This window comes from Xanthomonas sp. 60, assembly GCF_011761925.1.
In genome coordinates, this window is the sequence record NZ_JAASQW010000001.1 from 697,583 (window position 1) to 721,103 (window position 23,521).

The 23,521-nt window shown below is 69.0% G+C and carries 15 protein-coding genes; 7 read left to right on the forward strand and 8 right to left on the reverse strand.

Annotated elements, in window-relative coordinates; all coding sequences use genetic code 11:
- Window positions 1-159 precede the first annotated feature (159 nt).
- Window positions 160-3,690 (forward strand): ATP-binding protein, encoded by a 3,531-nt coding sequence (locus FHY09_RS03245; RefSeq protein WP_166924056.1) that lies wholly within the window; start codon window positions 160-162, stop codon window positions 3,688-3,690.
- 116 nt (window positions 3,691-3,806) lie between these two features.
- Window positions 3,807-7,355 (forward strand): hybrid sensor histidine kinase/response regulator, encoded by a 3,549-nt coding sequence (locus FHY09_RS03250; RefSeq protein WP_166924058.1) that lies wholly within the window; start codon window positions 3,807-3,809, stop codon window positions 7,353-7,355.
- Window positions 7,356-7,391: 36 nt separating this feature from the next.
- Here the strand turns inward: FHY09_RS03250 and mdtD are convergent, their stop codons facing one another.
- The 7 genes from mdtD to FHY09_RS03285 all read right to left on the reverse strand — a co-directional run bounded on the left by mdtD (window position 7,392) and on the right by FHY09_RS03285 (window position 15,678).
- Complete coding sequence (gene mdtD / locus FHY09_RS03255; protein ID WP_166924061.1) at window positions 7,392-8,789, reverse strand: multidrug transporter subunit MdtD; 1,398 nt, start codon at window positions 8,787-8,789, stop codon at window positions 7,392-7,394.
- A 200-nt stretch (window positions 8,790-8,989) separates the two neighbouring features.
- Complete coding sequence (hemE, locus tag FHY09_RS03260) at window positions 8,990-10,063, reverse strand: uroporphyrinogen decarboxylase (protein WP_166924064.1); 1,074 nt, start codon at window positions 10,061-10,063, stop codon at window positions 8,990-8,992.
- Window positions 10,064-10,099: 36 nt separating this feature from the next.
- Complete coding sequence (locus FHY09_RS03265; RefSeq protein ID WP_166924067.1) at window positions 10,100-10,339, reverse strand: WGR domain-containing protein; 240 nt, start codon at window positions 10,337-10,339, stop codon at window positions 10,100-10,102.
- Window positions 10,340-10,405: 66 nt separating this feature from the next.
- The gene (gene aroB, locus FHY09_RS03270) at window positions 10,406-11,518 is read right to left on the reverse strand and encodes a 3-dehydroquinate synthase (RefSeq protein WP_166924070.1); all 1,113 of its coding nucleotides are present in this window, start codon (window positions 11,516-11,518) and stop codon (window positions 10,406-10,408) included.
- Window positions 11,515-12,057: a shikimate kinase gene (locus tag FHY09_RS03275; RefSeq protein WP_166924073.1), complete on the reverse strand. Its 543-nt coding sequence runs from the start codon at window positions 12,055-12,057 to the stop codon at window positions 11,515-11,517. Before FHY09_RS03275 ends, aroB begins: the two co-directional genes overlap by 4 nt.
- 70 nt (window positions 12,058-12,127) lie before the next feature.
- A complete protein-coding gene (locus FHY09_RS03280; protein WP_166924076.1) occupies window positions 12,128-14,605 on the reverse strand; it encodes a hypothetical protein in 2,478 nt (825 codons plus the stop codon).
- Between the two features lie 245 nt (window positions 14,606-14,850).
- Window positions 14,851-15,678: a nucleoside/nucleotide kinase family protein gene (locus FHY09_RS03285; protein WP_166924078.1), complete on the reverse strand. Its 828-nt coding sequence runs from the start codon at window positions 15,676-15,678 to the stop codon at window positions 14,851-14,853.
- 40 nt (window positions 15,679-15,718) lie between these two features.
- Here FHY09_RS03285 and pdxH point away from each other — a divergent pair, with 40 nt between their 5' ends.
- Complete coding sequence (gene pdxH, locus FHY09_RS03290; RefSeq protein WP_456362690.1) at window positions 15,719-16,330, forward strand: pyridoxamine 5'-phosphate oxidase; 612 nt, start codon at window positions 15,719-15,721, stop codon at window positions 16,328-16,330.
- Between the two features lie 145 nt (window positions 16,331-16,475).
- Window positions 16,476-16,949 carry a DoxX family protein gene (locus FHY09_RS03295; protein WP_166924083.1) on the forward strand — a complete coding sequence of 158 codons (474 nt, stop codon included), beginning with the start codon at window positions 16,476-16,478 and terminating at the stop codon, window positions 16,947-16,949.
- A 13-nt stretch (window positions 16,950-16,962) separates the two neighbouring features.
- Here FHY09_RS03295 and prpR read toward each other — a convergent pair whose 3' ends face one another.
- Window positions 16,963-18,543, reverse strand: a complete 1,581-nt coding sequence (gene prpR, locus FHY09_RS03300; protein ID WP_166924085.1) for a propionate catabolism operon regulatory protein PrpR — start codon at window positions 18,541-18,543, stop codon at window positions 16,963-16,965.
- A 154-nt stretch (window positions 18,544-18,697) separates the two neighbouring features.
- Here prpR and prpB point away from each other — a divergent pair, with 154 nt between their 5' ends.
- The 3 genes from prpB to acnD all read left to right on the forward strand — a co-directional run bounded on the left by prpB (window position 18,698) and on the right by acnD (window position 23,506).
- Window positions 18,698-19,591, forward strand: a complete 894-nt coding sequence (gene prpB / locus FHY09_RS03305) for a methylisocitrate lyase (protein WP_166924087.1) — start codon at window positions 18,698-18,700, stop codon at window positions 19,589-19,591.
- Window positions 19,592-19,620: 29 nt separating this feature from the next.
- Window positions 19,621-20,778 carry a bifunctional 2-methylcitrate synthase/citrate synthase gene (gene prpC, locus FHY09_RS03310; RefSeq protein ID WP_166924090.1) on the forward strand — a complete coding sequence of 386 codons (1,158 nt, stop codon included), beginning with the start codon at window positions 19,621-19,623 and terminating at the stop codon, window positions 20,776-20,778.
- A gap of 112 nt (window positions 20,779-20,890) precedes the next feature.
- On the forward strand, window positions 20,891-23,506 hold the full coding sequence (gene acnD / locus FHY09_RS03315; protein WP_166924092.1) for a Fe/S-dependent 2-methylisocitrate dehydratase AcnD: 2,616 nt from the start codon (window positions 20,891-20,893) through the stop codon (window positions 23,504-23,506).
- The last annotated feature ends 15 nt before the right edge of the window (window positions 23,507-23,521 follow it).

Genomic DNA, 23,521 nt, shown 5'->3' on the forward strand with positions numbered 1-23,521 from the left:
TCCAGCAGTGCCATGGCTGCAACAGATCGTGGCAGAGGCGCCGGAGGGCGTGAAGAGCCGGGGTGGATGCGACATCGCTGTTCGCTTGCGCGGCGCGGTCATGCCCACTGCGCTGTGTGACAATCGCGTCAACTGGGGGTGGAATGGAATGGGCGGTTGATGATCCAGGGAAGGTGGCTGCGGGTAATGCTTGCCCTCGTGCTCGGGGTGCTGCACGTGTCGGCCGTGACGGCCCAGACCCCGCTGGAGACGCCGCGCCTGCAGCGACTGGGTACGGCCGACGGCCTGCCTTCACGCATGGTCCTGGCCCTCGCCCAGGACCAGAAGGGGCACATCTGGGCCGCGACCGATGGCGGATTGGCGCGCTATGACGGCTTGAAGCTGCACAGCTGGCGGCATGATCCCGCGCAGCCCGGCGCGCTGCCTGGCAACGAGATCGAGACGCTGCTGGTCGACGCCAGCGACCGTCTGTGGCTGGGGATCAACGGGGTCGGCCTGGTGACGATGGGCCCGGCGCGCGACCGCTTCGAAACCGTGGAGGCCGTCAACCGCGTGTGCGAAGGCCAGGTGTGGACGCTGGCCGAACAGGCCGGTGCGCTGTGGATCGGTACCAATGCCAATGGACTGTGCCGGCGCGATCGGCAAGGCGGGGTACACACGTTCCGGCATGCGGCCGACGATGCGGCCAGCCTCCCCGACGACACGGTCTACGCCAGTCTGGTCGATGACCGCGGGCGCGTCTGGTTCGGCACGGGTGCCGGTGTCGCGCGCTGGAACGGCACCGGCTTCGACCGCATCGGGTCTGCGGTGCTGGGGGCCGCCGCGGTGGTCCGCCTGAGCCAGGATGGGCGCGGCGTGGTGTGGGCCGGGACGCAGGACGAGGGTCTGTTCGAGATCGGCACCGACGATCAGGTCAAGCGGCCGCCCTGGCCGGACACGCCTGCCATGCGCTCGGCCTTCGTGCTGGCCGACCGGCTGGGAGGGTACTGGCTGGGCACCTCCGATGGTCTGCTGCGCGGCGACGCGGCGCAGCTGCGGCGCCTGGAAGGTGATCGGGGCAGCGGCTTCCTCACCGCCCACAGCGGCGTGCTGGACATGCTGCAGGACCACGAAGGCGGCCTGTGGATCGCGCTGTTGACCCAGGGGGTGGCGTACCTGCCGCCGGACTGGCGGCGCTTTTCCACGTGGTCGCAGCTGGATGGAAAGCCGCTGGACAGCCAGTATCTGCTCAGCGCGGCCAGTGATGGTCAGGGCTTCCTGGTGGGCGCGGCCCACGCCGTCTACCGGCTCGATGCGCAGGGCACGCTTTCCCTGCTGGTGGACGATTCGCGCATCGGCAGCGGTGCGGTGTGGTCGGTACTGCCGCGGCCGGACGGCACCGTCTGGCTGGGGCGTGCGGGCCGCATCACGGTCTATGATCCACGCCGCGGCCGCCACACGGACTGGCTGGTGCGCGGTGGCGCCGATCTGCGCCAGCGCATCGACCTGATGCGGCAGGCACCCGACGGCACGGTGTGGCTGTCAGTGATGAACCATGGCCTGCAGCAGCGCGATGGCCGCGGGCGCGTGCTGCGCGAGTTCGCCAGCACCACCCTCGCACCCGATGGCGCGCCCATCGAACAGATCCGCCTGGATGACCGCGGACAGCCGTGGATCGTCGGCGACATGGGCATCCTGCGTCTGCACGCTGACACGTTCCTGCCCGTCCCCGGCGTCAACGCCGGCCCGATCTACGACCTGGCCTGGGAGGGCGCCGGGTTCCTCTGGCTGGCCCGGATGGGGGCCCTGGAACGCTATCGCTGGGATGGGATGGCGCTCACGCTGGTGGAGCGCATCGGCGCCGAGCACGGCTTGCCACCGGTGAGCATGGGGGGGCTGGTCGTTGCGCGCGCCGGGCAGGTCTGGGCCACCAGCCCGCGCGGACTGCTGCGCTGGGATCCACAGCAGCGCCGGCTGCGCATCCACGACGAGCGCGATGGCCTGCCGGACAGTGAGTTCACCGGACGCCCACCGGCGGTGGACGCAGGTGGACGCGTGCTTGCGGTGACACAGTCTGGCCTGGTCGGATTTGATCCGGCGCAGGGGGACACCGGGCTGCCGACCTCGCATCTGGTGGTCAGCGCGATGCGCGTAAGGCGCGAGGACGCCGGACACTGGCAGGCGCTCGATCCGTCGCAGCCGACGCGGCTGGGGCCGGACGACCGCGATCTGCAGATCGAGGCCCGCCTGCTGTCCTTCGCCAGTGCGGGAACGCGGCAATACCGGTTCCGCGTGCAGGGCTACGATGCGAACTGGGTCACCACCACGGAGGGCGAACGCACGTGGTCGCGCCTGCCTGCGGGACGGTACACCGTGGAAATCCAGGCGCGGGCGGGAGAGGGCGCCTGGACCCTGCCGGTCCTGCTCAAGGTGCAGGTGGTGCCGCCGTGGTGGCGCAGCACCCCGGCACTGCTGCTTTATGCGCTGGGCCTGGTGCTGGCGCTGGCCGCATTGGCCTGGTCGTTGCGCACGCGCCTGCGCCGTCGCCAGCAATGGCAGCTGACGCTGCACAAGCAGCAGCTTGCCGAGCATGCCTCCGAAGCCAAGAGCCGCTTTCTGGCCACCCTCGGCCACGAGGTGCGCACGCCCATGACCGGTGTGCTGGGGATGAGCGAACTGCTGCTGGCCACGCCGCTGGACGAGCGCCAGAACGGTTATGCCACGGCCATCCACCAGGCCGGCCTGCACCTGCTCCGGCTGGTCAACGACACCCTTGATCTGGCGCGCATCGAGGCGGGCCGGCTGGAGCTGGAAATCGCGGTGTTCGACCTGGAACTGCTGCTTGACCAGGTGCAGGGACTGATGGAGCCGCTGGCCCGGCAGCACCGCCTCGGCTTCGTGCGAGAGCGCGCGACGCCTGCGGGGCTGCGCGCGACCGGTGACGAGATGCGCATCCGGCAGATCCTGATGAACCTGCTGGGCAATGCGATCAAGTTCACCGAACGCGGCCATGTGGGCTTCGGCGTGCGCACCCTCGATGCCGAAGCCGGCCTTTGTCTGGAGGTGTTCGACACCGGGCCGGGCATCAACAGTGATCAGCAGGTGCGGCTGTTCCAGCGCTTCGAGCAGGCCGAGGGGCCCCGCACCGCGTCACGCTACGGCGGTACCGGACTGGGACTGGCGATCTGCCAGGAACTGGCTGTCGCGATGGGCGGCCGCATCGAGGTGGAGAGCCGGCCCGGCCATGGTGCGCGCTTCAGGGTCATCCTGCCGCTGCCCTGGGCACTCGACGGTGCCTGGACCACGATGGACGAGGCGCCCGGCGACGATGTCGCTTCGGCGCTGCGGATCCTGCTGGTGGAGGACGATCCCACGGTGGCGGCGGTGGTGGTGGGCCTGCTCGGGATGCGCGGCCATGCGGTGGTGCACGTGCCGCACGGGCTCGCTGCGCTGGCCGAAGTCAGCGCGGCCACCTTCGACGTCGGCCTGCTTGACCTGGACCTGCCCGCACTGGATGGCATCGCGCTGGCGCAGCAGCTGCGAGCGCTCGGGCATGGTTTCCCGCTGGTGGCGGTGACGGCGCGTTCGGACGCCTATGCCGAGCAGCATGTGCTGGCATCGGGGTTCGATGGTTTCCTGCGCAAGCCGGTCACGGGTGACCTGCTGGCAGAGGCGATTGCGCGTGCGCGGTCCCGCCGCGCTGCCACGTGACGCGATCAGTCGTCATTCCGCCCGGGAGCGCGGCGGCCATCGCGGGCGCAGGTACCATGGTGCCCGCGCCCGCGCCTGCATGCGGTGGGCGGACCTGGTTTCGAGGAGAGCCACGGATGACGGTGTCGCGGGCGTTGGCAGGGGTCATGGTGGGTTGGCTGGCTGCGGCCGTGGCATGGGCCCAGCCCGTGCCGCCCACCCCCCGCCAGCTGACCGTGTTCGATGGCCTGCCTTCCAACACGGTCAACCGCATGGAAGAGGACCGCCTCGGCTACCTGTGGATCGCGACCAACGATGGGCTGGCGCGCTTCGATGGCCGCAACTACCGCGTCTGGCGTGCAGAAGACGGGCTGCGCGACAACCGAATCTGGACGGTCCTGGCAGACACACGCAACCGGCTATGGATCGGCACCGAGAACGCCGGGCTGATCCGGATGTCCGCCGACCGCCGTACGCTGCATTTCTACGATCGCGCCACGCAGCCGCTGATGACCAGCAACACGGTGTGGAGCGTGGCCGGCACGCCTGACGGTGCGGTGTGGTTCGGTACCGCCGAAGGCGGCCTGTATCGCATCGATGACGATGACCATGTGCAGCGCTTCCTGCCCGAAGCCGGCGACCCGCACAGCCTGCCGTCGCGCAGTGTGCCGTTCCTTGCCACGCAGGCCGATGGCACGCTGTGGATCGGCACCAAACGGGGCATTGCGCGGTGGACCGGCGAAGGCTTCGAACGCATCAGCACGCCCCTGCTGGCCGAGGTGACCGTCAATGGGCTGACCGCTGATGGCGATGGCAGTCTGTGGATCAACACGCTCTCCGGTGCGGTGGTGCGACGCCCGGACGGACGCTTCGAGGCGCAGCCGTGGACAGTGCCGCAGGGCGACCAGGTGCTGGGGATGGTGCTCCACGACGCGCAGGGGAGCTATTGGCTGGATACCCGTTCGGGCCTGGGGCGGGGCGTGGATGGGCGCTTCCAGCAGGTGCCGCTGTACAGCGCACTGGCGCGTGGCCCGGTGCGGCCGAACTGGAGCGGCGCGTTCCAGGACCGCGAAGGGGGCATCTGGCTGGCCAGCACCAATGCCGGGCTGTGGCATCTGCTGCCGCGCTGGTGGCAGTTTTCCGTGCTGCCGCGCCTGGAAGACGATCCCTCCTCGCTGCGCAACGGCTATGTGCTTGGCACGGCGGCCAGCGCCAGCGGTGGCCTCTGGACCGTGGGCACGCACGGTGCGCTGGACCGGTTCGACCCGGCCACCGGCGCGGTGGAACAGCACCTGACCTTCGTCAACGGCAATCACTGGCTCAGCAGCGTGGCCGAAGACCGGCGCGGACGCGTGTGGATAGGCTCGCTGGACGCGCTGCTGCGCTATGACCCGCGCAGCCGCGAGCTGCGCCGCTGGGGCCGTGACGGCAGCCGCGGCCAGGTGCTGGAAGGCACCATCATCGATCTGGCACTGTGCGGCGATACGGTCTGGACGCTCACCGCCAGTGGCGTGCAGGCGCGCGACGAGGAGGGACGGTTGAAGTTCCAGAGCGCGGCCGGCGACCAGGGCCTCCAGGCTGGACAGCTCAACACGGCGATCATCTGCGGTCCTGACGGGCGCGCCTGGCTGGCCAGCAGCCGCGGGCTGCGGGCGTGGGACCCGGCTGCCAGGGCCTTCGTGGACGTTGCTGGTGCCCCCGGAGGCGCCGTGCACGCCCTGCATCTGGCGGCCGACAGCACGCTATGGCTTGCGCGCGACGCCCAGATCAGCCAGTGGCGGTGGGATGGCAGCGCCTTGCAGCGGGGCATGGTGATCGGTCGCGCGCAGGGCTTCCCGGCCCTGGCGGCCAACGCGCTGGCCGTGGATGCCGAGGGCCTGGTGTGGGCCACCAGCCTGCGCGGGCTGATGCGCATCGATCCCAAGGCCGGCAGCGTTCGCCTCTACGGCGTGCACGATGGATTGCCGAGCCAGGAGTTCCGCGAGAACACGCTGGTACGCGCGCGCGACGGGCGCATGGCCGCCGGGACCCCGGCAGGGGTGGTGCTGTTCAACCCCGCCCAGGTGCGGCCGGCGGTGGTGCAGGCGCCGCTGGTCATCGAGCGGGTCGAGGTCAGTCGCGGCGAGCGTGTGGTGGATCTCACCCACGACGCTGAGGTGGTCGTCGCCGACGGTGACCGCGACCTCCACATCGTGGCGCGGCTGCTGTCCTTCAGCGACGCCGCCTCGAACTATTACCGCTTCCGCCTCGCCGGCTACGATCCGGACTGGGTCGATGGCGGTGTGACCGGCGAACGGGTGTTCTCACGCCTGCCGCCCGGCCACTACGAACTGGAGGTGCAGGCACGTTCGGCGGACCACGTGTGGTCGGCGATCGAACCCCTGCGCTTCCAGGTCATGCCGCCGTGGTGGCGCAGCGCCACGGGGGTGCTGGTGCTGGTGGTTGCTTCGGCGCTGCTGCTGGGCCTGTTCGCCTGGCTGTACCGTCGCCGGCTGCAGCGTCGCCATGCCTACCAGATGGCGCTGCACAAGCAGGAGGTCGCCGAGCAGGCGTCGGCGGCCAAGACCCGCTTCCTGGCCAACCTCGGGCATGAGGTGCGGACCCCCATGACCGGCGTGCTTGGCATGACCGAACTGCTGCTGTCCTCCTCGCTGGACGCGCGCCAGAAGGGTTACACCGAATCCATCCGCATGGCGGGCGAGCACCTGCTGCTGCTGGTCAACGACGCGCTCGACCTCGCGCGCATCGAATCGGGCCGGCTTGAACTGCAGTCACGCCCGTTCGTGATGCATGCGCTGTTGCAGGATGTACGCACGCTGATGGAACCGCTTGCGCGGCAGAAGCAATTGCAGTTCGTGGTGTACAACGAGGTGCCGGAAGGGCGCGTGGCGATCGGCGATGCCATGCGCGTGCGGCAGATCCTGCTCAATCTGGTCGGTAACGCGGTGAAGTTCACCCAGCGTGGCCGCATCACGCTCAACGCCCGGTTGTATGACGATGGCCAGGGGCTGCGCTTCGAGGTGATCGATACCGGGCCGGGAATCAGCAGCGAGCATCAGCAGCGTCTGTTCCGGCGCTTTGAACAGGCCGACGGCGCCCGTACTGCGGCGCAGTACGGGGGAAGTGGACTCGGTCTGGCCATCAGCCGCGAACTTGCGGTCGCCATGGGCGGTTCGATCGCAGTGGAGAGCCAGCTGGGACGCGGCGCGCGTTTCGTGGTCGACCTGCCGTTGCCGCAGCAGCCGGGGGCGGCAGCAATGCCCGACGCCACCGCGCACACGGGTGAGGACGCCGCGCTCGACACCGCCGGCCAGGGCGCGTTGCGCATCCTGCTGGTGGAGGATGATCCCACCGTTGCCGAAGTCATCAGCGGCCTGATGACTGCCCGCGGTCATGAGGTGGTGCACGCGCCCCACGCGCTGGCGGCCATGCGCGAGGTGGCCACCTCGCGGTTCGATGTAGGCCTGCTGGACCTGGACCTGCCCGGACTGGATGGTGTCGAGCTCGCCGGCCACCTGCGCAACCAAGGCCACGCCCTGCCGCTCATCGCCGTGACCGCGCGCACTGATCTGGATCTGGGCGACCGCCTGCATGCCGCCGGCATGCAGGGTTTCCTGCGCAAGCCAGTCACCGGCGCGCTGCTTACCGAAGCCATCGCGCGCGTGTTGCCGCGCACCGGGCCCTGACGCAGCCCGAGCGGGCGCGCAGGCAGGAACCTGCGCCTATTCGGCGACTTCTTCCACCTTGCGTGGGTTGGGGCCGGTGTCGGGCAGTTGCCAGAAGATCAGCGTGGAGGTCAAGGTGATCGCCCCGACACTGATGAAGGTGGCATGCAGGGCAGCGGTTGCGTTGTCGGTGAGGTGCGAACCGAAGGCGCTGAGCAGGCTGCCGGCCGCGGCCGCGCCGAAGCCGGCGGCGAGCATCATCACCATTGAAAGCAGGCTGTTGCCCGGACTGGCGAACTCGCGGTCCAGATCGCGCAGTGTCACGGTGTTCATGACGGTGAACTGCAGCGAGTTCACGGCACCGAACAGTGCCAGCTGCAGCAGCCGCCAGCCCAGCGGCTGATCCGGTGCCATCAGCGCGAAGCTGGCCATCGCCAGGCCGACCAGCACGGTGTTGACCATCAGCACGCGCCGGTAACCGAAGCGTTCCACCAGGCGCACCGCCATCTGCTTGGCCACCATGCCGGCGGCGGCCACCGGGACCATCATCAGACCGGCGCGCATCGGGCTCATGCCCATGCCGACCTGCAGCAGCAGGGGGATCAGCAGCGGCATCGCGCCGCTGCCGATACGCGAGAACAGGTTGCCGAGGATTCCGATCCGGTAACTCGGCACGCGGAACAACGACAGCGAGAACAACGGCGCCGTGGAATTGGCCGCGTGCAGCCAGTAGCCGACCAGCGCGGCCAGGCCGGCCACGGTCATCAGCATTACCAGTGCGTGGGGCGTGCCGAGGCCGGAGATGCCATCCAGCGCCAGTGAAAGCACCACCATGCCGAAGGCCAGCATGGCGTAGCCGCGCAGATCGAAACGGCTGCGCGTGGCGGCGTAGTGGTCGGGCATCAGCTTCAGGGCCGCGAAGTACCCGATCACGCCGATCGGCAGGTTGATCAGGAACACCCAGTGCCACGAGGCGACCTCCACCAGCCAGCCCCCCAGCGTCGGCCCGATCAACGGGCCGATGAGCGCGGGAATGGCGATGAAGCTCATGGCACGCAGGAACTCCTCGCGCGAAACCGAGCGCATCACCGCAAGGCGGCCCACCGGGAGCAGCATCGCACCGCCGATGCCCTGCAGCACGCGCGCGGCGACCAGCTGATGCAGTGACTGCGCCAGGCCGCAGGCCAGCGAACCGAGGGTGAACACGATGATGGCCACCAGGAACACGCGCCGCGTGCCGAAGCGGTCGGCGATCCAACCGGAGGCGGGAATGAAGGTCGCCACCGCCAGCGCGTAGCTGAACACCACCGACTGCATCTGCAGCGGACTCTCGCCCAGGCTGCGCGCCATCGCCGGCAGCGCCGTGTTGACGATGGTGGCGTCCAGCATCTGCATGAAGATCGCCAGCGAAACCAGCCACAGCAGTGGTCGGATGGCAGCGTAGGTGGAAGTCATGAGCGGACCATGGCGCAGGGGCGTCCATGATCGCGCAGCCGCGGTCACAGTGCGATCAACAGTTTGCCGTCTAACCCTGTCAGGTAACCGGGCAACCCTGGAAAGCAACCGGCCGGCCGCCTGCCGCCAGCGGGACGGGAGGAGCGTGCGGGGCCCGGGACGAGGCCTGCGGGAGCGGCGTTTGCCGCTCCCCCCGCGCGTCAGCGCGCGCTGTGGCGGTGCACCGCTTCCACCAGCACCTGCACGCTCAGTGGATCCATGTCCGGCGACATGCCGTGCCCCAGGTTGAACACATGCCCCTCGCGCGATCCCCCATTGCCCGCCGCGTAGGTGTCCAGCACACGTGCTGCGGCGGCGGCGATGGCCTCCGGACCGGCGTAAAGCGTCGTCGGATCCAGGTTGCCCTGCAGCGCCACCCGTCCGCCCGTGCGGCGCACCGCCTCGTCCAGGTCCAGGGTCCAGTCCAGCCCCAGCGCGTCGGCGCCGGTATGCGAGAGTGCTTCCAGGTGCAGGCCAGTGCCCTTGCCGAACAGGATCAACGGCGTGCGTTCGCTGCCTTCACCGCGTTCCAGGCCTTCGGCGATGCGCTGCAGGTAACGCAGCGAGAACTCGCGGTACATCCCTGGCGACAACACGCCACCCCACGTATCGAATACCTGCAGCGCCTGCGCGCCGGCCGCGCGCTGCGCGCCGAGGTAGGCGATCACCGCCTGCGTGACCACCTCGAGCAACCGGTGCAGCGCCTGCGGGTCGTTCAGCGCCATTGCCTTGATGCGCGCGAAATCCTTGCTGCCACCGCCTTCCACCATGTAGCAGGCCAGCGTCCAGGGGCTGCCGGAAAAACCGATCAGCGGCACCTGCCCATCAAGCTCGCGGCGGATGACCCGCACCGCATCCATCACATAGCCCAGGTCCTGCTCCATGTCCGGCACGCCCAACCGCGCGATGGCTGCGGCATCACGCACGGGGTGGCGGAACTTCGGACCTTCGCCTTCGACGAAGTACAGCTCCAGCCCCATGGCATCGGGAACGGTGAGGATATCGGAGAACAGGATCGCGGCATCCAGCGGAAAGCGCCGCAGCGGCTGCAGTGTCACTTCGCAGGCCAGCTCGGGGTTCTTGGCCATGGCCAGGAAGCTGCCGGCCTGGGCGCGGGTGGCGCGGTACTCCGGCAGGTAACGCCCGGCCTGGCGCATCAGCCACACGGGTGTGCGGTCCACCGGTTCGCGGCGCAGGGCGCGCAGCAGGCGATCGTTGCGGAGAGGAGTGGTCACGTCGGGAGATCCTTGGAAGAGGGAGAGGCAGCGCGGTCAGTCGCTGCTGGAAACGAGGACAGCGCCGCGGTGCAGTTCGCCATCGCGTGCCTTGGCAAAGGCCGCATGGGCTTCGTCGGCCTGCAGATGAAGTTCGCGCCGCAGCTGCGAGCGGCCGCCCACACGGCCGCTTTCGCGCAGCAGTTCCCAGCCGCCGAACAGGTCCGGTTGCAGGGACAGGCGCAGGAACCGGGGAGCTTCGTGCCCGGCGTCAGGGTGTTGCAGGTAAACGTGCATGGCGCCGATTGTAAGGGGCCAAGCCAGCGGCGGCGTGCGCAAGCCTGAACGCCGCATCCGTGGGCGTCAGGCGGAGGCGAGCACCGCCAGGACCGCCGCCTCGTCGACGTCCGGCACGACCTCGGCGCGGCCCAGCCCGTTCCACAGCACCAGGCGAAGTCGTCCGGCCACGTTCTTCTTGTCCAGCCGCATGCGCCCCAGCAGCGCCTGCGGCTGCAGGCCGGCGGGGATCGCCACGGGCAGCTCCAGGCGCTGCAGTAGCGCCTGCAGGCGCTCGGCGTCGGCGCCGGGAGCGCGGCCCAGCGCGGCGGACAGCCGGGCAGCCAGCACCATGCCGACCGCCACGGCCTCGCCGTGGTTGAGTGCATCGCGGCCCGGCGCGGAATACCCCTGCTCGGTCTCGATGGCGTGGCCGAAGGTGTGGCCGAGGTTGAGCAGGGCACGCTCGCCCTTCTCCAGCGGATCACGCGCAACGATCGCAGCCTTGTGCGTGCAGCTGCGTGCGATGGCTTCGGCCAGCAGCGGCGCGTCGCCTGCGACCAGCGCCTGGGCGTGCCGTTCCAGCCAGGCGAAGAAACCGGCATCGCCCAGCGCGCCGTACTTCACTACTTCGGCCAGGCCGGCGCGCAGCTCGCGCGCGGGCAGTGTGGCGAGCACGCGGGTATCGGCGAAGACGGCGCGGGGCGGGTGAAACGCACCGACCAGGTTCTTGCCCGCCGGAATGTCCACGGCGGTCTTGCCGCCCACTGAAGAATCCACCATCGCCAGCAGCGAGGTGGGCAGCTGCACGCAGTCCACGCCCCGCATCCAGCAGGCGGCGGCGAAGCCGGCCAGGTCACCCACCACGCCACCGCCGAGTGCGAAGACGCAGGCATCGCGGGTGGCGCCGAGCGCAGCGAGCGCGTCGATGGCGTGGCCAAGCTCGGCCAGCGTCTTGGACGCCTCGCCGGCGGCCAGTACGTGCGTGCCGATGAGCAGGTCCGGCCGGGCCGCGAGCAGGGTGGCGCGCACCTGGGCGAGATAGCGCGGTGCCACCTCGCTGTCGCTGACCAGCAGCACATGGCGCCCGCGGATGGGCGCAGCGAGCGCCGCACCGTCGGCCAGCGCGCCGGCGCCGATGGTGATGGTGTAGGGCAGCTCGCCGGCAACGGCGACCTGCAGCAGGGAAGCGTGTGTCATGCGGAAAGATCCTGTCGCTGCCATTGGCCGGCCACGCGCACGACCAGGTGCGCAGTGGCTTCGGCAGCGGTGAAAAGGTCGGTATCGAGGGTGAGATCGGCCATCGCGTGGTAAAGCGGATCGCGCTGTGCCGCGAGGGCATGCAGGACCTGCTCGCGGTCGGGGCGCTGCAGGAGCGGGCGCGCACGGTCACGGGCAAGCCGTTCAAGCTGGGCGGGCACGCTGACGCGGAGGAAGACCACGAATCCGCTGGCGGCGATCAGCGTGCGGTTGTCCGCATCCAGCACCGCACCGCCGCCGGTGGAGACCAGCTGGCCGCGGCCACGCAGGATGCGCGCCAGTGAAGCGCGCTCCTGCTGGCGGAAACCGGCTTCGCCGGCGTGCTCGAAGATGTCCGCGATGCTGGCGCCGGCATCGGCCACGATCGCCTGGTCCACGTCGATGAAGTCCAGCGTGAAGCGTTCGGCCAGACGGCGGCCGATGCAGGTTTTACCGGCGCCCATCGGGCCGATCAGGATCAGGTTCGGTGCGGGATTCATCGGCCACGATCCTACCATCCGGCCCGCTTGCACGGGCCGTGCCGGCGTGGTTGCCGCGCCGTGCGACCGTTCAGAACCGCGGCATCTTCATGCGCGCGCCGTGCAGCTGCAGCGGCGAGCGCATCGATGAGCGTTTCTGTGCCGCATTGACGCCCAGCAGCACCGAGTCCAGCAGAACCTGCAGCGGGGGAGGGGCGGGCTCGCTCGCGGCTGGCTCGGCTGGCAGGCTTTCCGCCGAGGACCGCCTGGCACGCCAGCGTTCCGGAGGCGTGCGGTCTACAGGCGTGTAATCCAGAGAGGTCCAGTCCACGTCCGCGGGGTCGCGGCCGGTCTTGTCCAGCCAGTATTCGGCCTCTGCACGGGCGCTGCCGCGTGGGGCAGCGAGCGCCTCGGCCAGGCGCCGCAGGCTGCCAGCGTGATTGTCGAGCATCACCCGCCAAGCCGCAGCGGGCGCAAGCCCCTGGCCCAGCAGCGACTGGTATCGCAGCAGGAGCGCGGTCAACGTGCCGCTGCAGAACACGTCCTCGCGCAGTGGCCGAGCCCGTTCGTGGACGATGGAGGCCCCCGCCGTCGCGCCTGCCAGGCCAGTGCCGGGAAGGGGGAGGGTGGCACTCAAGCCCAGCGAGGCGGTGCTGCGGCACGTCACCTGCTGCAGGTGCATGCCGGCGGCGGCGGCATCGAATCCGGATTCGTCCTGGAACGCCGGCTTGAAGAAGCGCAGCGTGAGGGTAGCCGTCGCGCCGGCGCTGAACTCGTCGGCGATCGCTTCGTGCAGCAGGACGCCAAAGTCGCCCGGCATGTGCGAGCCCGCCAGCGGTGGGATCCGCTGCTGCAGGGTCTGCCAGAGCGCGGAGGCTTCGACCGGCGCGCTGAGGCTGAGCGAGGCCTCGATGTAGTGTCCCGTCCGCAGGGGGTTGTAATTGTGCTGTCGTGTGTGGGCGACCTGCAGCGAAGCGCCAGGCATGATGCCCGGCAAGGCGGCACCCAGGTCCACCTGCACCAGGCGGGTATCGAAGTGCTGGTACATGTGGATGCACGCATGCGTTCTGCGCAGCGCTTGGGCATCCTGCCGCATCGCCGGCGAGCTGCGGATGTCGTCGGCCAGTGCGGCGGCTTGCTTGCGCACCGGGCATTGGGCCGTGTCGGCGGTTTCGGTGCCGAGTGCGATCCAATGCACCAGTTCAAGCATCCGTGCAAGTGTGGTCTGCAGGTCCCGGGCATTCCACTGTGCACACATGGCTTGGCAGATCTTCTTCGCCTGCGCCCGTGCCTGGCCTGGACCGAGTTCAGCGGTTATGCGCAGTTGTTGCAGGTGGTCGAACTGATGGCGGACCTGCTGCAGCATCTCCCCGGGCGTTGCCGTGGTGCTTGGGGGCAAGGACAGTACCTCGCTGAGAGAGCGCTTGCCGAGAAGCTCAGCCTGCAGTTTTTCATGCAGGCTGCGTTCAAGCGCGACGCGCTGCTCCTCGTCGAGCGGTGTGCTGGGCAGCCAGCAGGGGACCTCCAGTCCCACGGCCTGCCGTGTCCGCGCGTACTGCACGCCGGCATCGAGTCCTGCAAAGCGCGCGCCTGCGGAAAACTGTCGCGTTGTTCCGTCGATCCATACATCCAGCATCGGCGTTGGCGCGGGGAGCAGGGCCTGGTTGGGAAGGTTTCTCGTGGCCCCGGCGTGCAGTGCGTCATTGCCCAACAGGGCGGGCATCAGCGCCTCCCACCGGACCACCGCGCGGGCCGCCTTCGCAATCCGGTCGACAGGCTCCCGTCGCTGCGGATTGAACACGCCGCGCAGCCGCTGCAGCAGACGCGCGCGCAGCGGCGCGGCCACGCGTTCGCGTGCCCGTACCTGCGCGAACTCGTCCGCGGTGACCGCTCCGTCATAGTGCGTGCGGCTGGCGCCGAACGCCGCCCTCGCCGAAAGGCCCAACCCGATGGCCGGTACACCGGCGCCGATGTGTGCAGACACTGCCGCGCGATGTTCGCTGCCCTCCGCATACTCCAGGGTTTCAAAGCAGGAGCGGAGGCCGCCGGTGCCCACGCTGAGGGTGGTGCCCAGTGCGACGGCCCCGGGCAGCCCAGCTTCCATTCCCAACGAGAACGCCATCGCAGTGCCGGAGCGTGCGCCCGGCCGATCGATGCCGCGCGCGCGCTCGCGCAGCTGCTGTTCCCGCATGGCCACCTGGACCTGCCGCAGGCCCAGCCGGGCATGGTCGGACAACGCCTGCAGGCGCCGTTTCTGCAATTCGGTGGCTGGCGCCTTGGGACTTTCAAGCAGGGCCTCACACGCATGGCGCAGTGCGCGCAGGGAGGCAGCGTCGAAAGCGCAGGGCCGGGCATCGGGCGACGACGGGGGAAACGCCATCGCGGCCAGTGCGGTGATGGTGTCCCGGAGCGGACCATGGCAGGTCGGTTGCCGCGGCGGCGGCGCCACCGGCAGATTGCGGACGGCCTTGGGCAGGCGCAGCGCGGCGGCAGGCGCGTAGGACCGGCGACCGCGCTGGAAGGCGCTGACAATGCGTGAGCAGGAGACGCCGGGAGGCAGGATGTGCACGATCAACCATGAAGGGCGCCACGGAGTGCGGCCCGGGCGACAGTAGGACGCGGGAATTGTGTCCACCCCATACAAACGCGCATTAGCGAAACAACCGCCACGGAGCGGCATCAACCGTCATCTGGCGACGCGAACGGCTCGTCAATGCTGAGCGCAACGGCTGGAGAGAAAGGTGCGCTGCCGCGAAGCCACGAAGGAGATGGGTCGGGTGCGACAGATTGCGCTACGCAAGGGGCGTGGGCCTCTTAACGCACGCCGAGTACGCCACGCTGGCGATCCAGCAGAATGCTACGGTCAGCCAGTGCCGGCAGCGTGCGCAGCGCCTGGCGGCTGACCCGCTCGTAGTACTGCACGAAGCGCTCCAGTTGTGCGCGGCTCATGCCGGTACGTCCGGGCTGCACAGCCTGCAGGTGCTGCTCCTGCTGCCAGCGCCAGCGCGGTACCACGGTGAAATCCGGCGGCTGCAGGAACCACAGCCGGTCGCAGCGCTGCCACAACGCCGGGTAGTGAGCGGCAAGCGCCTCATTGCACCACTGGCGCCAGCCGCCATCCGCATCGCCCTCGCGCTCCAGGGCGTTGATCGGCTGTTCCAGGGCAGCACGCTGTTCGGCCGGCGTGCCCAGGAACCAGCCCTCGAAGACCAGCAGATCCAGGGGGGCGTCGAGGTGCGCCCAGGCGGCTGCGGGCAGACGTTCATCGGAAAGTTTGTCAAAGCGCGGCAACGCGACCGGCTGGCGGGCGGCGACGGCATCCAGCACGGCATGGGCCAGAGGCAGATCGTGCGTGCCCGGGGGGCCGCGTGTGAGCAGCAGGGGGTGCACATCGCGCGCCAGGTGCTGGCGCTGGGCCCGGGTCAGGTAGACGTCATCGATGGACAGCGCCGCTGCATGCAGTCCACGTGCCGAGGCGCAGGCTACGATCTGCGCGGCAAGGGTGGACTTGCCACTGCCCTGGACGCCGCTGATCGCCAGCACGGGCACGGCGGCGCCACAGCCGAGCGCTTCGTCCAGCGCCTGCTCGGCGAGCGCCTGGGGAAACCCTTTTGCCGGGGGCATGTACGCAGCAGCAGCCATGCGGCCACAATACCGCCAAACCGCCGATCGAAGAACCGCCATGAGTGATCTCTACGCCGAAGCCCTCGCCACCTTCGCCACCTTGTTCGAGGAAGCCCGGGGCAGCACCGAGGTGGAGCCCAACGCGATGACCGTGGCCACCGCCGATGCGCACGGGCGGCCCTCCGCGCGGACGGTGCTGCTGAAGGCATTCGATGCCCGTGGGTTCGTCTTCTACACGCATCTGGACAGTGACAAGGGACGCGACCTGCACGACAACCCGCGCGCTGCGCTGCTGTTCCTGTGGCGCAGCCTGCGTGAGGCCGGCATTCAGGTGCGGATCGAAGGTGACGTGGAGCAGGTGGACGAGGCCGAGGCCGATGCCTATTTTGCCAGCCGTCCGCGCCTGAGCCAGATCGGCGCGTGGGCATCGTTGCAGTCACGCACGCTGGCATCGCGCGAGGCGTTCGATGCGCGCGTGGCCGAGATGGAGGCCCGCTTCCAGGACCGCGATGTGCCGCGCCCGCCGGGCTGGAGCGGGCTGCGCGTGGTGCCGGCGCGGATCGAGTTCTGGTATGGCGCGCAGTTCCGCCTGCACGAACGCTGGTGCTACGAAGCCGCAGGAGCGCCCGGTGCAGGGGGCGCGTGGAGCAAGCGGATGCTCTTTCCCTGAGAACACGGCGAGGAGCCGGGTTGACGCGAATGGACTGCCGGTCGCTGCCTGAGCGCGCCGTGGCAGGGGCCGCCGCGGCCTGCTTCAGGCTGCAGCGGGCTCTATTCTCCCAGAGTGCTGCGCTTTTCCCTGATGGACGTCGCCGATGGAACCAATGCAGATGTTGATGGGCCCTGCGACGCCGCGGCGTGGCGCGGAGGGGGCGCTGCTGCTGGCAGCGCGTTGCGTGGCCGGGGTGATGTTCAGCGTGTCCGGATGGAACAAGCTGTTCACCGCGCCGGGCCGTGAGCGCATGGTGGCCACCTTGCAGGAGGTCGGCATTCCGTGGCCGGACGTCAGTGCGCCGCTGCTGGGCGGCATCGAGTGGATCGCCGGCGCGCTGCTGGTGCTGGGCCTGCTCAGCCGGCCCTCCGCACTGCTGCTGGCGGCGATCTGCATCGTGGCCGCGCTGACCGATGGCGTTGCGCGCATTCCGGCGGGGCTGGGCGTCCTGGACTGGTTGAGCTGGTTCTTCTATCTGTCCGAAGTCCCGCTGGCCGTGCTGCTGCTGTGGATCGCACAGGCCGGCAGTGGCTGTCTGGCGCTTGATGCGCTCTGGACGCGGCCGCAGCGGCGCTAGCGGCTTCATCCGGTCAGGCCAGCCCGGCCGCCCTCAGCCAGCGCCACAACGTGGTGCGTGAAACACCGAGTGTCCGTGCCATGCCCTCGCGGTCATTGCGGTGGCGCGTGAGCAGCTGCTGCAGCTCGGCGGGAGCGGGACGTTGGCCGGTGCCCTGGGCGGTGCCGCGCCACATCACATCCCGGTCTTCCAGCTCGGGGGCCAGCGCCAGCAGACGGGCGCGATCGAGCCGGCCCTCGGCCGGTTGCCAGTGGATGCGCAGCCGGTCGACCAGGTTGCGCAGCTCACGCACGTTGCCCGGCCACGGTGCATTGACCAGCGTGGCCCGTGCGTCATCGTCGAGCGGCAGCTCCGCGCCGGTACGTTGCTGGAAAAAGTGGCGCGCCAGTGGTTCGATATCCTCGCGCCGCGCGCGCAGCGGCGGCAGCTCGATGCGCAGCGTGGCAAGCCGGTAGTAGAGATCGCGCCGGAACTGGCCGGCCTGCACCTGCTGCTCCAGTGACTGCAGGGTGGCCGCCACGACGCGCAGGGTCACGGGAGTCGGTTCGGTCGCGCCCACCCGCAGCACTTCGCGTTCTTCCAGCACCCGCAGCAGGCGGGTCTGCAGCGGCACCGGCAGCTCGCCGATCTCGTCCAGGAACAGCGTGCCACCGTCGGCCGCCTCGACCAGGCCCATGCGGCCGCCACGGCGCGCGCCGGTGAAGGCACCATCGGTATGGCCGAAGAGTTCGGCCTCCAGGAGGGATTCGCTCAGGGCACCGCAGTTGAGGGCCACCAGCCGCCCCTTGCGGCCGCTCGCCACGTGCAGCTGGCGGGCGACCAGCTCCTTGCCGGTACCGGTGTCACCGCTGATCAGCACCGTGCTGTCGTGCGGCGCGTACAACGCGATGTGTTCGCGCACGCGCAGCATCGCCGCGCTGTCGCCAAGCAGGACAGGGTCACGCGCCTGCACGCCGGGGCGACGCTGCGGTCGATGCGTGCGGGCACCCGAACGCGCCAGGGTGCGCGTGAGTTCAAGGGCGTGATCGAAGGCCTGCCGGACCGAGTCGGCCGAGTACAGCAGGACGCCCGGCAGCCCGGCCTGTTCGGCATGGTCGATGGCCATGCCGGTGCCGACGATGACTTCGATGCCGCTGGCACGCAGGTCGCCGATGCAGTCACGCGCATCTTCGCGGGTGACGAACCGACGGTGCGCGATGTCCAGTCCGAAACTGCTCTGGAATCCGGCGAAGCTCGGAACATCCGATGCATGGGTGACCAGTCCGATGCGCGGTGCGATGCGGCGTGCACGGGCCAGTGCTTCCATCAGATCGAAGCCATTGGCCTGGATGGTCACCAGCGGGATGTCCAGGCGACCGCGCAGCCACGCGGCATTCGAGCCACCGGCGATCACCACGTCGCAGTGCTCGCGCCGCAGCCGTCTGCCGATCACATCCACGGCCTCCTCGAAGCCGAGATTGATCTGTTCGATGCGCGCGCGGTCGGCGAACTCGGGGATGACGTCGCCCAGCAGTCCGGTCAGGCGCGAAACGCTGACGGTCCAGAGGGTCGGCAGCGCGCCGGGGTCGTCGCTCGGTGGATAGGCGGGGTGCAAGGTAGCTCTGCCAAGTTCGTAACGTGTTTCATGTTACATCATGTTGCAGTGTTTCAAATGTTTCATTGCGGGATCATTGGAGTCCGGAAAATCAACGCGTTACGGTTGGCACGCCTTTTGCTCCGTTCTCTATGAACCCCTTCTGGAATGCCGCATGTCTCCCAACGTCGCCCCCTCCGCCGGTGCCCGTTTCCGTGAAGCGCTCGCGGCCGAGTCGCCCTTGCAGGTCATCGGCGCGATCAACGCCAACCATGCGCTGCTCGCCAAACGCGCCGGATACCGCGCCATCTACCTGTCCGGTGGCGGCGTGGCGGCCGGGTCACTCGGGCTGCCTGACCTGGGCATCAACACGCTGGAAGACGTGCTGATCGACGTGCGCCGGATCACCGACGTCTGCGACCTGCCGCTGATGGTGGACATCGATACCGGCTTTGGTCCGAGCGCCTTCAACATCGCCCGTACGGTCAAATCGCTGATCAAGGCAGGTGCCGGCGCCTGCCACATCGAAGACCAGGTGGGCGCCAAGCGTTGCGGCCACCGTCCTGGCAAGGAAATCGTGCCGCAGGGCGAGATGGTGGACCGGGTCAAGGCGGCAGCGGACGCGAAGACCGATGCGGCGTTCTTCCTGATCGCGCGCACCGACGCCATCCAGGTTGATGGCGTGGATGCGGCCATCGAGCGCGCCATCGCCTGCGTCGAGGCCGGTGCCGACGGCATCTTCGCCGAGGCCGCGTACGATCTGGAGACCTACCGCCGCTTTGTCGATGCGGTGAAGGTGCCGGTGCTGGCCAACATCACCGAGTTCGGCGCCACGCCGCTGTTCAGCCGCGATGAACTGGCCTCGGCCGGCGTGGCGATCCAGCTGTTCCCGCTGTCGGCCTTCCGTGCGGCCAACAAGGCCGCCGAGACCGTCTATGAGGCCGTCCGCCGCGACGGCCACCAGCGCGGCGTGGTGGACACCATGCAGACGCGCAACGAACTCTACGACCGTATCGGCTACCACGCCTTCGAGCAGCAGCTCGATGCGCTGTTCGCCGCCAGGAAGTAACCTGCACCACGTATTCCGGGAGGAACACCATGAACGATACAACCGCCGCACCGGCCTTCAAGCCGAAGAAATCCGTCGCCCTGTCCGGCACCGCCGCCGGCAACACCGCGCTGTGCACCGTCGGCCGCAGTGGCAACGACCTGCATTACCGCGGCTATGACATCCTGGACCTGGCCACGACCAGCGAGTTCGAGGAGATCGCCTACCTGCTGGTGCACGGCAAGCTGCCCACGCGTGCCGAGCTGAAGGGCTACAAGGCCAAGCTGCGCTCGCTGCGCGGGATTCCCGCTGCGGTCAAGGCGGCGCTGGAGGAACTGCCGCCCTCGGCGCACCCGATGGACGTCATGCGCACCGGCGTGTCGGTGCTCGGCTGCGTGGCGCCGGAGAAGGACGACCACAACCATCCCGGCGCGCGTGACATCGCCGACAAGCTGATGGCCTGCCTGGGCTCGATGCTGCTGTACTGGTACCACTGGAGCCATAACGGTCGCGCCATCGACGTGGAGACCGACGACGACTCCATCGGCGGTCATTTCCTGCACCTGCTGCACGGCGAGAAGCCGCAGGAATCGTGGGTCAAGGCGATGCATACCTCGCTGATCCTGTACGCCGAGCACGAGTTCAACGCCTCCACCTTCGCCTGCCGCGTCATCGCCGGCACCGGCAGCGACATGTACAGCGCCATTGCCGGTGGCATCGGTGCGCTGCGCGGCCCCAAGCACGGTGGCGCCAATGAAGTGGCGTTCGAAGTGCAGAAGCGCTACGACTCGCCGGACGACGCCGAGGCGGACATCAGGGCGCGCGTGGAGCGCAAGGAAGTGGTGATCGGCTTCGGGCATCCCGTCTACACCGTCTCCGATCCGCGCAACAAGGTGATCAAGGACGTGGCCCGCGAGCTCTCCGAAGAACAGTCCAGCATGAAGATGTATGACATCGCCGAGCGCCTGGAATCGGTGATGTGGGACGTCAAGAAGATGTTCCCGAACCTGGATTGGTTCAGCGCCGTCAGCTACCACATGATGGGCGTGCCCACGGCGATGTTCACCCCGCTGTTCGTCATCGCACGCACCTCGGGCTGGAGCGCGCACATCATCGAACAGCGCATCGACGGCAAGATCATCCGCCCCAGCGCGAACTACACCGGTCCCGAAGACCAGAGCTTCGTCCCGATCGACAAGCGCGCCTGATCCAGGTGCGTTGCGGAGCGGGCCGGTCACGCCGGCCCGGCTCCGCTGCAGCACGCCGGCGGCGCTCCGCCGCTGCGTGGTGCCCGGCCCGCCCAAGAGTCTTCTGCCAGCCATGAACAGCCAATACCGCAAGAACCTTCCCGGCACTTCGCTGGATTATTTCGATGCCCGCGCCGCCGTGGACGCGCTGCAGCCGGGGGCGTTCGCCACGCTGCCGTACACCTCGCGGGTGCTCGCGGAAAACCTCGTCCGCCGATGCGATCCGGCCACGCTGGAGGCCTCGCTGCGCCAGCTGATCGAACGCCGCCGTGACCTGGATTTCCCCTGGTTTCCCGCGCGCGTGGTGTGCCATGACATCCTTGGCCAGACCGCCCTGGTGGATCTGGCCGGCCTGCGTGATGCCATCGCCGAAGCCGGCGGTGACCCGGCGCAGATCAACCCCGTGGTGCCCACCCAGCTGATCGTCGATCACTCGCTGGCGGTGGAGCACGCCGGCTCTGATCGCGCAGCGTTCGAGAAGAACCGCGCGGTCGAGGATCGCCGCAACGAGGACCGCTTCCACTTCATCAACTGGACGCGCAAAGCGTTCAGGAACGTGGAGGTGATTCCGCCCGGCAACGGCATCATGCATCAGATCAACCTGGAGAAGATGTCGCCGGTGGTGCAGGTGCGCGACGGGGTGGCCTTCCCGGATACCTGCGTCGGCACCGACAGCCACACCCCGCACGTGGATGCGCTGGGCGTGATCGCCATCGGCGTGGGCGGCCTGGAGGCGGAAAGCGTGATGCTTGGCCGCGCCTCGTGGATGCGCCTGCCGGATACCGTCGGCGTGGAGCTGACCGGTCGTCCGCAGCCGGGCATCACCTGCACCGACATCGTGCTGGCACTTACCGAGTTCCTGCGCGCGGCCCGCGTGGTCGGGGCATGGATCGAGTTCTTCGGCGAAGGTGCCTCGGCGCTGAGCATCGGTGACCGCGCCACCATCTCCAACATGACGCCCGAGTTCGGCGCCACCGCGGCGATGTTCTCCATCGACGAACAGACCCTGGACTACCTGCGCCTGACCGGCCGCGAGGACGCGCAGGTGCAGCTGGTGGAGACCTACGCGCGGCAGGCCGGGCTGTGGTCGGACGATCTCGCCCAGGTGCAGTACGAGCGCGTGCTGCAGTTCGACCTGGCCAGCGTGGTGCGCAACATGGCCGGTCCGTCCAACCCGCACCGTCGCCTGCCCACCAGTGAGCTGGCCGCGCGCGGTGTGTCCGATGAGGCCAAGCTGGCCTCCGGCCGGATCGAGCAGGCCGAGGGCCACATGCCCGATGGCGCGGTGATCATCGCGGCCATCACCAGCTGCACCAATACCAGCAATCCGCGCAACGTCATCGGCGCTGGCCTGCTGGCGCGCAACGCCAACCGTGCGGGCCTGCAGCGCAAGCCGTGGGTGAAGAGCTCGCTGGCGCCCGGGTCGAAGGCCGTGCAGCTGTACCTGGAGGAGGCCGGGCTGCTGGGCGACCTGGAGCAGATGGGCTTTGGCATCGTCGGCTTCGCCTGCACCACCTGCAATGGCATGAGCGGTGCGCTGGACCCGGCGATCCAGCAGGAGATCATCGACCGCGACCTGTACGCCACGGCCGTGCTGTCGGGCAACCGCAATTTCGACGGACGCATCCACCCGTACGCCAAGCAGGCCTTCCTGGCCTCGCCGGCGCTGGTGGTGGCCTATGCCATCGCAGGGACGATCCGGTTCGACATCGAGAAGGACGCGCTCGGCGTGGATGCCGACGGCGCACCCATCACCCTCAAGGACCTCTGGCCCAGCGATGAGGAGATCGATGCGGTGGTCAAGGCGAGCGTCAAGCCGGCGCAGTTCCGCAAGGTCTACGATCCGATGTTCACCATCACCGTCGAGCACGGTGCACCGGTCAGCCCGTTGTACGCGTGGCGTCCGCAGAGCACCTACATCCGTCGCCCGCCGTACTGGGAGGGTGCGCTGGCCGGCGTGCGCGGACTGACCGGCATGCGGCCGCTGGCCGTGCTCGGTGACAACATCACCACAGATCATCTCTCGCCGTCCAACGCGATCCTCGCCAGCAGTGCGGCCGGCGAGTACCTGGCCAGGATGGGCCTGCCCGAGGAAGACTTCAATTCCTACGCCACCCATCGCGGCGACCATCTCACCGCGCAGCGCGCCACGTTCGCCAATCCCAAGCTGATCAACGAGATGGCGGTGGTGGACGGACAGGTGGTGCAGGGCTCGCTGGCGCGGGTGGAGCCGGAAGGCCAGGTGATGCGGATGTGGGAAGCCATCGAAACCTACATGCAGCGGCGCCAGCCGCTGATCATCATCGCCGGTGCGGATTACGGCCAGGGCAGCTCGCGCGACTGGGCGGCCAAGGGCGTGCGCCTGGCGGGCGTGGAGGCGATCGTCGCCGAGGGCTTCGAACGCATCCACCGCACCAACCTGATCGGCATGGGCGTGCTGCCGCTGGAGTTCAAGGAGGGCGTCAACCGCCTCACCCTGGGCATCGACGGTACGGAGACCTTCGACGTGCAGGGCGAGCGCGTGCCGCGTGCCGAGCTGACCCTGGTGGTGCAGCGTCGTGATGGCAGCCAGGTGGTGGTGCCGGTGACCTGCCGGCTGGATACCGCCGAGGAGGTTTCCATCTACGAAGCCGGCGGTGTGCTGCAGCGGTTCGCCCAGGATTTCCTGGAGGCCACGCAGGTCGTCTGACGCCGCACCGGCTGT